Annotated in this window: 8 protein-coding genes; 6 read left to right on the top strand and 2 right to left on the bottom strand. The window is 43.0% G+C overall.

From position 1 onward, the window contains the following. Positions 1 to 38 precede the first annotated feature (38 nt). From DTHIO_RS00740 to DTHIO_RS00720, 5 genes are all read left to right on the top strand, one after another. Entirely contained in the window at positions 39 to 824 is a 786-nt protein-coding gene (locus DTHIO_RS00740) for a hypothetical protein (RefSeq protein WP_008868449.1), read from the top strand. Between the two features lie 26 nt (positions 825 to 850). Next, the gene (locus DTHIO_RS00735; protein ID WP_008868448.1) at positions 851 to 5,890 is read left to right on the top strand and encodes an InlB B-repeat-containing protein; all 5,040 of its coding nucleotides are present in this window, start codon (positions 851 to 853) and stop codon (positions 5,888 to 5,890) included. Between the two features lie 412 nt (positions 5,891 to 6,302). Continuing rightward, positions 6,303 to 7,493, top strand: coding sequence for an O-antigen ligase family protein (locus tag DTHIO_RS00730; RefSeq protein WP_161598606.1), 1,191 nt, complete (start codon positions 6,303 to 6,305; stop codon positions 7,491 to 7,493). Continuing rightward, positions 7,483 to 8,484: a glycosyltransferase gene (locus DTHIO_RS00725; protein ID WP_008868445.1), complete on the top strand. Its 1,002-nt coding sequence runs from the start codon at positions 7,483 to 7,485 to the stop codon at positions 8,482 to 8,484. Before DTHIO_RS00730 ends, DTHIO_RS00725 begins: the two co-directional genes overlap by 11 nt. A gap of 802 nt (positions 8,485 to 9,286) precedes the next feature. Next, positions 9,287 to 10,972 (top strand): protein kinase family protein, encoded by a 1,686-nt coding sequence (locus tag DTHIO_RS00720; protein ID WP_040417314.1) that lies wholly within the window; start codon positions 9,287 to 9,289, stop codon positions 10,970 to 10,972. A 256-nt stretch (positions 10,973 to 11,228) separates the two neighbouring features. On the opposite strand, the gene DTHIO_RS22830 is transcribed toward DTHIO_RS00720, so the two are convergent. Continuing rightward, entirely contained in the window at positions 11,229 to 11,711 is a 483-nt protein-coding gene (locus DTHIO_RS22830; protein ID WP_353740050.1) for a transposase, read from the bottom strand. Positions 11,712 to 11,717: 6 nt separating this feature from the next. On the opposite strand from DTHIO_RS22830, the gene DTHIO_RS00710 reads away from it, so the two are divergent. Beyond that, entirely contained in the window at positions 11,718 to 12,092 is a 375-nt protein-coding gene (locus DTHIO_RS00710; RefSeq protein WP_008868442.1) for a hypothetical protein, read from the top strand. Here the strand turns inward: DTHIO_RS00710 and DTHIO_RS00705 are convergent, their stop codons facing one another. Beyond that, positions 12,093 to 13,910, bottom strand: a complete 1,818-nt coding sequence (locus DTHIO_RS00705; protein WP_008868441.1) for an ABC transporter ATP-binding protein — start codon at positions 13,908 to 13,910, stop codon at positions 12,093 to 12,095. Between the last annotated feature and the right edge of the window lie 123 nt (positions 13,911 to 14,033).

The following is a 14,033-nucleotide window of genomic DNA, read 5'->3' as shown; positions in this document are numbered from 1 at the left end:
CACAATTTTTGCAACCTTCTTGTTTTAAGGAGTCTGTCATGCTTTTTCATTTGCGCATACTCGTTCATGCCATAATGCAGAGAAAAAAATACCTGGCCCTGATTCTTTTACCTCCATTTATTTTCCTGGTGGTCCAGGCCTTTATTCCCCACAGGTATCATATGACCCAGGACCTGGCCGTTGAAGAAGGGGCCATGTTTGTGTTGGGGCAGAATCCACTGGAAACGGTCCGCCTGGAAAGCCTGGTGCAGCGCCCGGAGATTCTGTTCACCGACACCCTGGCCCTGATGGATCTTCGCAACCATCTACTCATTACTGAGGCTGCTCATCGTCCTGAATGGTCCGAGTGGCTACCCTCCACTTTTGCCGTATTTGTGCAGAGGGCGATATACGAAAATCTGTCTTTGACCATGAAAGACGGTCACACTCTATCCCTGGAGTATCATGGTCCGGACAGGGATCTGGGAGCGGCTCTAATCAATTTTTATTCCCAGAGGCTGATGGCCGGTGCCCGAAGAGCTGCTGAAAGATCACTGGTACAGCTGACCTTGGAAACAGGAGAGCCTTTGGGAGGCAGAAGCGCTTTGGGCAAAGTGTATGTCGAGGCCCCCATGCAGGTGTCCACGAGCAGGGTGCTTTATTCCCGGGAACGTGCTGGTCCTGCCCTGTGGACTCTGGGAGTGTCCACAGTGATTGTTTTGTCTTTCATGTGTCTAGCGCAGTACCGCAGGCCAAGGCTTTACAGCGTCAGGCAGGCCTCCAGATGCCTGGATGCCAGGGTCCTTGGCTCTTTTCCTGATCTGAACAAAATCAAATTCCACTGATACCACGATTTTCAGGCGGCAAAAAAATGATCAGATACTTCCGGCGTACTGCAATATTCTCGGTAGTCCTCCTGTTTTCCCTTATATGTTTCAACTGGCATGTAGGACATTGCGGCAATGTTTATTATGTCAGCAGCAATGATCCTTTGGCCAGCGACATCAACCCGGGAAGTGCCGAGGAGCCCCTGCTGACCCTTGGTGAAGCCCTCAGCCGGGTCACAGCCGGAGATACCGTTGTCCTGGAGCCGGGCACTTACCGGGAAAGCATGCTGTTTTCACAGGGCGGCGAGAGCGAGGATTTTCCGGTGACAGTCAGGGCAGGTGTGCCGGAAGCAGCTTTTGTGCTGGGATCTGATGTCGTTGTGGGCTGGGAGCATGCCTTTGATGAGACCTGGGTCAGGCACGGCTGGGAAATCAACAGCCAGCAGGTTTTTGTAGACGGACTGGGCCTGCAGCAGATAGGTCCTGGAAGTCTTTACCATTACCTGGAAGTGGATGGAGATACAGCCCTGCCGGTGGTGGGCAGTGATTTTTCAGATATGTATCCCGGTTCCTTCTGGTATGATGAAGACATGGGCTCTTTGTACGTATGGCTGCCTGACGGATCATCTCCAGAGAACTATGTAATGGAGGCATCGGTGCGGGATTTTCTCCTGGCCCCCAACAGCCTGGATTATATCAATCTTGAAGGACTGGTGTTCGCCCATTCCAATACCGGCACCTCTGGTGAAGAAGTCTCCATGCTCAATATCAGTGGAACAGGCTGGAAGCTGGAAGACAACTTTTTCCTTATGGCGGATATGTCCGGTCTATCCCTTTCCGGCCGGGACCATCTTCTGTCGGGCAACACCTTTCTCCTCAACGGTTATGCCGGCTTGGTACTCAGGGGACATGAAGACCAGGGGGAAGAACGGCAGATCCTGATGAGCGGCAATGAGCAGAGTTATAACAATACCAGGAACTTCGATTTCTCACTCAAGCCCGGGGGGATTAATATTACCGACGGATGCAGCGGGCTGACCATCGAAAACAACCTGGCCTGGCGCAACCACATGTTCGGCGTTTCCATGGACAGCCAAAGCAAGGATATTGTCCTGGAAAAGTCTTTTTTTCAGGACAATATACTGGGAGTATATGCCGAGGAAACAGACAGTATTATTGTCAAAAATAATATTTTTAATGAAAATTTTTATGCAGCTGGCCTGGACTCCACCAGCAATACCCACGTTCTATTCAATACGTTCCATGCAAATGAGTATGCCTTTACCGCCATGGATTCCATGGGTGATAGCCCGCTTTTCCAAAATAATCATATTCAGAACAACCTTTTCAGCGACAGCCTGATTGTGGATCTGGGGCTGTATATTCCAGACTTTCTGGATGAGGGGAATACCTCTGACTATAACGCCTATGCCAGAGCTTCCCAGGAAATAGCCAATATCTGGATCGATGAAATAGGTTTTCCTGTATTTTCTTTTTCCCTTTCTTCTTTTCAGGATCAGTCGGGATTGGACCAGAACTCAGTTGTTTCGGCTTCCATCTGGCCGGAGGAACATGACTTTGCCTTTGTTCCCCCTCATGACGCGCTGATTATTGATGCAGGTTCCCTGGAACTGCAGGCGGTGCTGTCCGATTTTTACGGACGTGAACGCCCCTGGGGTATGGGGCCGGATATCGGGGCAGTTGAGTATTATCCTGATGATGAAGAATTTCCGGAATACCCTCATGAACTGGCAGAATTGGATCCTTCCGTTCCGGAGCAGCCGCCTGAACCGGATATGTGGGAGATTAGTGTTTCCGTAACCGGTGAGGGGCAAGTAAAGGTGAACCCGGACCAGACCGAGTATATGGATGGATCAATGGTGGAGTTGTCAGTGCATGCCGGTGATGGGTGGTATTTTGTGCAGTGGCAGGGTGATCTGTCCGGGAGTGAAACTCCTGTGACCCTGGTTGTTGACGAAGATAAGAATATTTCTGCCTTGTTTGAAAGATTGTATACTCTGAGCATTTCAGTTGAGGGGGAGGGGAGCATAATCCGTACACCTGATTTGTCGGAATACGAGTCCGGTGAGAGTGTAGAGCTAGAAGCTGTTGCTGCCGATGGTTGGGAATTTGTGGGCTGGAGTGGCGATGCTTCCGGCACAGATACTTCTTTGGTGCTGGTCATGGACACCGACACAAGCGTGACAGGCGTCTTTGAGGAAATTCCGGAACCGGAGCCTGAAGGTGAAGTATTTGTATTTGACCCCAATGCCTATGAGACAGGCTATAATCCGGTTGGAGATGTATTTATTCAGCGTCTTCCCGGATCCAGTGATTTCGGAGGTGATACGGGTATTGCGGAAGTTTCTACACCAGTCGGCAATAAAGTCATGCAATTCACCACTGAGTTAAGCTCCCCTTATTTTCATGGTGGTGTTCGCTGGCTTTATTGGACAGAATTTCAGAGAGATCAGGATCAAATTGAATTTCTCTATCTTTTCCGGCGCAGCGATCCAGAATATACAGAGCTTCTTGGCTGTATGCGCATGAGCGGTGAGGCAGAGCTTAATACTTATGCTGCGGGGTTGCGCAATAATTCTGATGAAATAAGAGGTCGCCGTGTGTTGCAAGGCAACATAATTAATGCTGGAGAGGAAAATCATAACCTGTCCGGAGATACTGTTGGGGATTGGATATGGGTGCGGGGTCGCATGGATCAAGATTCTTATACAATCAGATCCAGGGCATGGCTGCATGGAGACAATGAGCCTGAAAACTGGATGCTGGAATGGACTGACCAAGATGAAGCCATAGAGAAAGGCGGGGTTGGTATGGAGGTATATATACGCCAGGCAGGAGAGAGCGTTGAATTGGCCTGGCTGTCGATGGGAAGCAGGGGTGAAGTTGCTCCTGGTCCTGAGGATATTGAGGAGTTACCGGAGCCCACAGAGCATTACACTCTTGACATTTCAGTGGAAGGCCAGGGCTCTGTAAGTCTATCTCCTGAACGTGATCAGTTCGAATCCGGGGAGAGTGTGGAGCTACAAGCTGTGGCTGCCGATGGCTGGGAATTTGTAAGCTGGAGCGGCGACTATTCTGGAACCGAGCCTTCTGTTGTGCTGGTCATGGATACGGACATGAGCGTGACAGGGATTTTTGAGGAAATCCCGGAACCGGAGCCCGAAGGTGAAGTATTTGTATTTGATCCCAATAGCTATGAGACAGGCTATAATCCGGTTGGAGATGTATTTATTCAGCGTCTTCCCGGATCCAGTGATTTCGGAGGTGATACGGGTATTGCGGAAGTTTCTACACCAGTCGGCAATAAAGTCATGCAATTCACCACTGAGTTAAGCTCCCCTTATTTTCATGGTGGTGTTCGCTGGCTTTATTGGACAGAATTTCAGAGAGATCAGGATCAAATTGAATTTCTCTATCTTTTCCGGCGCAGCGATCCAGAATATACAGAGCTTCTTGGCTGTATGCGCATGAGCGGTGAGGCAGAGCTTAATACTTATGCTGCGGGGTTGCGCAATAATTCTGATGAAATAAGAGGTCGCCGTGTGTTGCAAGGCAACATAATTAATGCTGGAGAGGAAAATCATAACCTGTCCGGAGATACTGTTGGGGATTGGATATGGGTGCGGGGTCGCATGGATCAAGATTCTTATACAATCAGATCCAGGGCATGGCTGCATGGAGACAATGAGCCTGAAAACTGGATGCTGGAATGGACTGACCAGGAAGCCGGCATTGCTTCCGGTGGGGCCGGTCTGGAGGTGTATCTGCGCCGGGCTGGGGACAGCATCGACCTGGCCTGGTGGTCCGTGGGATTTGGAGGGGCTGCAGCAGAGTTTCCAGAGGAAGAGACTTATGAAAATGATGAATTCTTCCCTCCAGAAATTTACGGTCATTATTTTGATCCAGCATGGGCAGAAGCAGAGCCTGGTTTAATCAGGGATCTTGGCTACGGCAATCCTTCTGAATGGCCCGTGGTTAATGGTCATGATACCAGGATCGTAATTCAAGATGAACAGAGTGTAGATCTGAAAGATATCAGGGCAGCTATATCTTGGGACTCCGGTCCGGACAAATACGGCACTACCTATATACATATCCGCAACTGTGAGGAGGTTGTGGTGGAGAATGTACACCTGCTACAGGCTGATCAAGATTACCTGGCTTCCCATACATTGTTTATTGAAGACTGCGGCAAAGTGATTTTGAGAGATAGTTCTTTTCATGGGTCTGTTGAAAGACATCATGTCCGCATGGAGGGTAATGCTGAGGTGATCATAGATAACGTGGAAATCTCGGGTTATGACTATGGGAATGGTATCATACGTACCGGAGGAGGAATCAGAATTGAAAACGGCGATGAAAGCCGCGGGGGGGTGGGACTTGCATCCATTTCCTCACCCAATCCCAGAGAGCTTGAGTGGCTGCAGATCACCAATTGTCATATCCGCGACAACCTGTCCAACCCACAGAGACTCAAGCATGATGGAATACTAATTCATTCGGGAGGCAACAGCCTGATATACAACAATCTGTTTGAAAACTGGCAGGAATTGGATGCGGCCTTTGATACTTCCCACAGGAGGTGGCAGGATAATAACTACGTAAACAAGACTATCCACATTGAGAAAAATAGATTTATCAACAACCAGAGGATCAAGATGCCTGGTCGTTCTGTGGCAGACAACAGCATCGTCTTTTACAAAAACTACTTCGAAAACTCAGGCCTTTATGATTACCATATTGGATATAATGTAATTTTCCGAGAAAACCTTTTTGATGGAGTGTTCGACTCAACCATGCTAACCCTGTGGCAAATTAATGGCCCCATGCTCTTTGAAAGAAATAACTTTATATTTGAAGACCTGCATATGTTCATCCGGGAGGGAGGAGCTGCTGATCCTGATGCCCATACACATGTAAACTTGCGGGATAATATTTATTTTCTGGGCAATGTCAGCACTTGGCTTATGGGCAAGCAAGTCCAGGCTTATACCTGGGAAGAATGGCAAAATGTTGGTTTGGATACAGGTTCTGAAATCAGGCCTCTATCAGAAGCTCCTTAGGCATGAGATGTGTAAGTTTAAGAAAATAAATTAATTCATTCGAAGCGAGTGAAAAAAGACTGCTTGCAGCAAAAAGTATACATAAAGACAAAATATTTGATGACATTTAGTTTAACTGGTGTTATGCATTTATATATTTTCAGGTGCATTATAATAAGAAGCTAATGTTAAGGTCATTGATGAAAACCGCTATGATGCAGATACAAAAAAATAATTTTTTAAATCTAGTTATGTATTCATTTTATATTTCTGTCATCATTAATATTTTCATTGCAGAGCACTATAAGGAATAACTTTAATGGAATTATTGCATTTTGTCTCGATTACTGGCATACTTGTCTTGCTTATACTTGCTTGTACCTGGAATTTTCCATTGTTCTTTTTTGGACTGCATATTTTTTCCAGGTCCATCTTGGACAGTATTCCATATGTTACATATTCGGATATATATGCTGGTTTTTCAGTCATGCAGATATACTCTATATTTGTTGTTGCCTACTTGTCTATGTATCTTTTTTTTCACAGAGATACCCAAGTAAGGTCCATTCCTGCGGCAATTCCAGTACTCCTGGTTATTCTGTCCTTTATGGTCTCAGGCATCATCAGCAATGACTGGAGGCCTATTTTGGAAAACACGACTAAATGGATCTACATGATATTACTGGCAGGATTCGTTTTTCATATTCTTAAGACCAACACCTTGGACAGTCTAATTCGGGTGTTATGGCTGTCACTGCTTCCCGCAGTTTTCATTCAGTTCATGGCTATAATCACTAATGACTACGTCATTACCAGCGCAGGCCATATAGGATACTTTGGAGGGTATCAGCATCAAAATATGATCAGCTATTATTTGCTGGGGTTTACATCCTGTTCCCTGTATCTTGCAGTTCAGTCAGATAAGTTATTTTACAGGCTATTTTTCATGCTTTCAACCGGTTACGGTATCTTTGCGGTTTATGCCTGTGGATATCGCACAACCCTGATTGCTCTAATGATATTTCTCATAATAACCTATCTGTACAGTATTAAAAGATTGGATTTATCTAAAAAACTCCTGGCCATAAGTTTCATGCCCCTCGTAATGATTGTGGGGATTTATTTTGCCGGTGGAGAAATTTTCCATAGGCTCAGCGATATCTGGGTGTTTTTGCAAGCTCCAATGGACCACATAGACTTTTCAGGTAACGCCAGCATGACATCACTTTTTTCCGGAAGGATATATATTATTAACGTCCTGATGCATGCCTACCTGTCTTCGCCCTTCGAGTCCCTATGGGCAGGCATGGGATTGGATTCAGCAAGGCAGATCATCGGCACATACCCGCACAATGAATTTCTGGCTGCCCTGGTGGAAAGCGGTATTTTGGGGCTGAGTGCATTTTCTCTTTTCGTGGTTACTTATTTGTGGACCGTTAATTCTGGAGACTTCGTTGCTTCAGTCAAGGAAAGCGTTATAGCAGGTACTGGTACAGGACTACTCATCATGACTCTCGCTACCATGCCTTTTAGAGATATGCGGGCCATGATCCTGTTCGGAGTCTTTCTTGGGATTGCCCATTTTAGCATTTATATGAGAAGGCAGAAACCACATGAAACCTAAAGTTCTTTTTGTAGCCTCATATTTTGAATCAGACTGCATTAGTAACTACACAATGCCTTTTATTGATCGTCAGATGGAGTCTCTTAGAGAGGCTGGCCTCGATATTACCTCATTTAGTATCGAATCATTCAGAAGTAAGTATAATTACATTAAAAAATCCAGACTTCTACGTGACTATTTAAAGGAAAATAGAGTGGACATTGTCCATGCCCACTATTCATATGCTGGGTTAACCTGCGGAATAAGTAAAATTAGACCATTGGTAGTCAGTCTCATGGGTACTGATGTTTATGGAAGAGTGGGCAAAAGCTTGGCTGACAGGACAATTAATTTTATAAACCGGATGATCATCAGGCTATTGGCTTCAAGATGGGACGCCGTTATTGTCAAATCAGAACAAATGAAAAAGTTTATCTCCCATTCAAATCTTCATGTCATCCCCAATGGAGTGGATTTCGGAAAATTTTATCCCATGGATAGGCTCAAGGCTCAAAGTCTCCTTAATTTAGATCCGCACAAAACTCTTATTCTCTTTGGAGGTAATCCTGACAATCCAAGAAAAAACTACGCCCTGGCCAGGGAAGTTTTCAAGCTTGTTTCTCTTGAAATACAGGACATCTCCATGATTCATTTGAAGAATATTCCACATCAGGAAATTCCAGTTTATCTGAGCGCATGTTCTTGCCTGCTAATGACTTCTATTATGGAAGGGTCGCCCAATATTCTCAAGGAGGCTTTGGCATGTAATCTACCTGTCGTCTCTGTACGGGTAGGAGACGCAGAGGAGAGGCTTGCAGGGATGGATATGTGTCGGATTTGTAGTTATGATCCCATGGAACTGGCTCGAAACGTTACCGAAGTGATAGGTCAGGGCCTCAGGCCGGACAACAGGAGCAGAATCCAGGACTTGGAAATTGGCCGTGTGGCCGACCGCATTACTTCAGTATACCATCAAGTCCTTGAACAATATCGTCAAGGAAATGCTCTATGAATTCAGGAAGTCGGACTTAATCACCGAACTGTCCATGGTGTGAGCGCCAACCTGAACATGTCTTAATTGTGCCGGTTTGAAATTGTTTATATCTTATCCTTGTATCTTCTTATAAAAGAGAAAAGAGAAAAAAATTTTTTTGTCTTCTTTTATGTCCTTTTTTTTCTTCCTGTTCTGCCTTGTCGTTTGCGTATTTGCTTGCCGGAGGCAAGGGAGGGTAAGTTCTTGGGCATCACAAATGTGTTCAGAGTGGTAATAGAACCTCATGATTTCGACGTATAAAAAATGATTTTTCGAGATTTGTCAAATGAAGATGGAGAAGTTGTTTTTTTATTTATCAAAATAGAATTAGAAAGCATGTATACTAGTTTTAGTCATTAATGCTGATATGGTGGCTGTTTTTTATAATATTTTATTTTGGCGAAATCCTAAACAGTTATGTGTTCCCAATAAGATGTTTGCATAAATATGGCATGATAGTTTACCATTCGTCCATGATTTAAAATATTTTATAAGAAAATTAAGTTGGTGTATGTATTATGAAAAATAAATGCCTGGATTGATGCACCTGCAAAAAGTCAAATATTTACTGAAAGTGGTAAATATGGATGGTCTAACTATTTAATTTTACAGACTACTGACTAGTGCAACTAGAAATAAGACTTTTTACAGTCGTATCATAAATATTATAGTGTAGAATATCTACCATTATAACAATAAAGCTATGATCGTGATGGTATATCTATTATATGAAATGTTAACATATGAATTTGTTGATATTATTAAGCAACGAAAAAATTAAATGATTAAAAATAAAATTACTTCATCTATAATGTGTCTTGGCTTTTCTTTATTTGCTGTTATAAAATATTACAAAAAATTTATTTTCCATTCAGCAAGCCCGGTAAAGTTTATTGTTTTGTTACGGCTAAGATTTTTTGCTGAGCGTGCTAAGTGCGCTGAACTATGGGGTAAATCCACAGAGATATGGCAAGAGATACTACATATCTGTTCAGGTAAATCACCGGTAGAAGCTTATCTGGAACTGGGTAGAGCAGGGCGGCTTTATGGATTACTTGATATTGCCGAAGAGAGCGTTAAGTCAGGTTTAAACATGCATCCCCATAACATCCAATTGAAAAAGGAATACGCTGAGATTGCCACGCATCGTGAAAACTGGCCAGAAGCTATCAAAAGATGGCAGGAGGTAGTTGAAAAAAATGATGAAGATTTGAGTCCAAGCATCTCATTGATACAATTATCCAAAGCAATTCTAAAATACAAGCTGTATAAAAATAATAAAATTGAAGCTCAGCTATGGAATGACTTTAAAGCGATAGAAATTCAGATTCATAAAATAATTGCAAAAAAGTCCCATGATCCTGTTTTAATGTTGGAGCTTACAGAATGGGCACTAATTAACAATGAGCGTTTACAAGCTGAACATCAGTTGTCGATGTTTATGAATGTTTGTAGAACAACGACTATAGCAAGCAGTCTAATTATAAAATTTATCAATTTATGTAATAATAACAATTTATTAAAGAATAAAGATAAAATGTATTGCGCAATAAATAATTATAGCGATATAAAAATTAGTACTGTCAATGTATTATCATATATTTCAAATAAAAAAATAAAGTACAATGAAATAAAAACATTAAATTGCGATAAAGGATTATCAAATCATGGAGTATGGTTTCATGAAGCTAGAAGTTATAAAATAATAGAAAAAGTCACTTCAGTGCTAAACGAAAAGATTGTTTTACGACATATTTACAAAAACAATATTTCGACAGAGGATATAGTTCCACGTTTGTATGGATATATTGAGCATGAATACATAAGTATTGTCTATATGGAATACTTAAAAAATATAGGCAACGTTCCTAAGTTTAACAAACATAATGCAGTAAAGATATCTGACGCAATAATAATGTTTGAAGATTATTTAAGTAGTATACCTGAAATTTGTTCAAAAAAATTTAATATTAACAATATTGTATACAGAATAAAGTTGCTATTTGATAAAGTATCCTGTTTTGAGTCTAAAGATATTTTGAAAAAACTATGTAAATTCGTAGAGTATGAATCTTTTATATTAACAAATTATCCGTATGTTGCCTGCCATGGCGACCTGACCTTTGATAACATGTATTTTAAAATGTATGAAAACGGCAATATCTCAAAAATTAAAATATTAGATTTTGGACTTTGCATGAAATATCCTATCGGATACGATTTTCATCATTTTATTCGAGAATCTATTCTTAACAAAGAATTTTTACCTTTCTTGCATCAAATGATTAAAAATTACGCATTGGCAAAAAATATAGACGAACAGAAGTTATATTACAATGCTACTTTTTTTGCAGCGATAAGGGCTTTAAACGTCGTTGGAAGAAGTAATAATAAAGATTTTCTTTTCAAAGAAATAGATAACCTGATAAAGATAACTCGCTCCTTTTTTAAGATCCGGAATAATTGATGCGCCTGCAAAAATCGGATTATGAGCAATATGGCAATAAATTAAACTTATAATCCTCTGTTTTTATTGACCCCTGACCCCTCTTGCCCCCTGTTAAACACTTCTGAAGAAATTTTTGAAGGAGTTTCTCTGGTTCTCCAGACTCCTGCAAACGCAAAAAGTCGCTTTTTTGCCCAATCAAGAATAAAGCCAATAATTCGTGTTACGACTTTTTTCGATGATTACCTAAACATTTTCTGACGCAGGCCCGAGACGGTCAAAGTTTTACGAAGATATGAACGGAATAGCTATAAAAAAACAAAAGTATCCCTGTATCCGCTTTAAAATCTTTCTTTTTTCGACTTCTGGACCCACTACTGCCACCTTCCATCCAGTTGAAAGCTCTTTTAATGTTTAAGGACGTGACCGCCATGATAATTTTAAACTTTGATTTCACGGATCCCCGACATCTCAACCTTCTCAGGCCAAGATTAACCTTGAGTTGGGAAAAGCCGGCTTCACCTCCGGCCCGTTGTTTGAAAAGATTGATTCGTTCCTGATCCTCTTGAAAGGCATGTCTGCTAAGTTCAAAGTCCATGACTCTAAAGCCTTCAGGCGGCTTTCCGGTGGGAGGTGCTATGAGGTCAACGCCTTTTTCCTGCAGGGCCTGATGATTTGCATCGGATTCATAGCCATTGTCAGTCAGTTCCACATCAGGCTTAAAGACCTTCTCCTCTCTGGCATCTATTGATGGCTGCAGGAGTTCATGGTCCGAGATATTGGCGGGGGTAACCTCTGCATGGGTGATAATTTGCGGATTAGGCGTATCCTTGTCAGGTGCACAGGTTTCTTATGTATTGAGCTTGACCCCGATATCTTTTTTGTGGCCATTGTACTGAGCATCGGGATCATGGGGATTGGCCATGGACGATCCCTTTCATTCCTCATTTATCTCGACTTTGATTTGGCCCTGATCATCCGCGTCCACCTGTTCATTGATGAGGCGCAGTACCAGCTGATCAGAAAAAAAGGCTTCAAGTCCGCACAGCGTCCGAGGGAAATTTACAATATAGCTTCCAGCGGACATGTATCCGGCCAAATTCCGCTTTTCTCAACCATGCCATTAGGGAACAGGGGTTAATCAATTTATATGCTCATGGCTTCTGGCGGCCATGACCATCATCTGAAATCCATGGTCTCTGGAAAGCAATTCTTCGTAAGTGCCGGAGGTTTTGATCCGGCCCTGTTCCAGGATATGAATCATGTCACAATGCTCTACTGTGCTCAGCCGGTGAGCAATGATGATTACTGTTGTATTGCCTTCAAGTCCTGCAATGGCTTCCATCACTGATTTTTCAGTGATATTATCCAAAGCGCTGGTGGCTTCATCCAGCACAAGTATCTGAGGTTCCCTGTACAATGCCCTGGCAATACCTATCCGTTGTCTCTGACCTCCAGACAGCCTGATCCCTCTTTCCCCTACGACAGTATTATACCCTCCGGGAAGTTCATGAGTGATAAAATCATGGAGTTTGGCTTTCGATGAGGAAGATACTACTCTTTGCATGTCTATTTCTTCGTCTGGCAGGCCAAAGGCTATATTGGATGCCACGCTGGTGTCGGACAGATATATATTCTGGGGTACATAGCCTAACATATTCTGCCAGTTCGCGATGTTTTTGGGTGTGATAAGGGTCTTGTCCACCATGAACTCGCCTCTGTCAGGTGTAAGCAGTCCCAGAAGTATGTCCACCAGGGTGGTTTTGCCTGAACCTGTTGAACCCACCAGGCCCACCACTGAACCAGACCTGATTTGCAAAGTGAGATCATTTATGGTGTTATTTGCTGATCCCGGGTATGCAAAGTATATATGATCGAGCATAATCGTGTGTTGCGCTTTAATTCCATTTTTCTGGTCACGCTTGTGGTTCTGAACTTCATTAGACTTGACGTCATTCAACTCTCTGTGCACCAAGTCCAGGGCCGGTGCACTGAACCGGAATTTGGTAAGAGCTGAAAATATTTGTTGCAGGGCAGGCATAATTTTGTATCCGGCGAAGGCAAACATGCCCAGAACAGGCAAAATGCTGTCCAGACCTGACATTCGATTGAGAAAATATAGGGCCAGTATTACTATCCCTCCAAAGACTACAGCTTCCATAAAAAATTTGGGCAGCTTGGCTGCAGTTTCCTGGAATGCCAGTTTCAAATAGAATTCTCTGGCCGGTTGACTGAATCTTTTCTGATACTTGCTTTCCAGGCCTAAGAGCTTGACATCCTTGATGCCTCCGAACACTTCCTGGGTTATAGAATATCTTTCCATATTGGTTGTGACGCGGTCTTTGCCTTTGACATTTAGTTTGTGTCTTATGAACTTGTAAATTATCAAATAAGCCAGGCTGAGCATGGTTACAATTATGAACACAAGTACCGGGTCCACCAGGAAAAGAAGCAGGGCCATGAAAACAACAACAATCATGCTGGTGGCCATTTCCATTCCAGGAACCATGATCCCTCGGATCACATTGTCTACTTCTGAAAGAACATTTTTTATCAAGTCTGAACTGTTGCGATTCAAGTAAAAAGTATAAGGCCTGCTCAAGTAGTGCCGTAACATTTTTTGGGAAAGGGAATAGCCCCTCATATGGATAAACCTGAATTTGGCCCATGTGGTCAGAGATTTGAAAGCACTGCCTACAACAAGCAGGCATAGAACAACCATCCCTAAAAAGAAAAGAAATGCATCCTTATCTGAAAAATTTAGCGTGACATAGACCTTGTTTAGCCAGATATTGGTTTCAATGGCTTCAGGATTTCCCAAAACAGCCAGAAAAGGCATTAAGGACGCCACAGCTGCCACCTCCAGCAGGGCCATGATTAGAATCATGGCCAAGACCAGGAGGAATTTCCATTTTTCAGAAGCTGAAAAAAAAGAGTAAAGATTGTACCAGGTTTTCATTTTTTAGTGTTTCACTCAGAAATCATTCTTGTTATCTGTAAGCATTCAGGGGGTACTCAGTTTTAGTCCCTGGCACTAGGCCCTAGGCTTGGGGACTGTCCCCGGGGACTGCCCCCTGGCCGG

Source organism: Desulfonatronospira thiodismutans ASO3-1, from assembly GCF_000174435.1.
GTDB classification, from domain to species: Bacteria; Desulfobacterota; Desulfovibrionia; order Desulfovibrionales; family Desulfonatronovibrionaceae; genus Desulfonatronospira; species Desulfonatronospira thiodismutans.
This window is presented reverse-complemented; position numbering and strand designations above follow the sequence as displayed.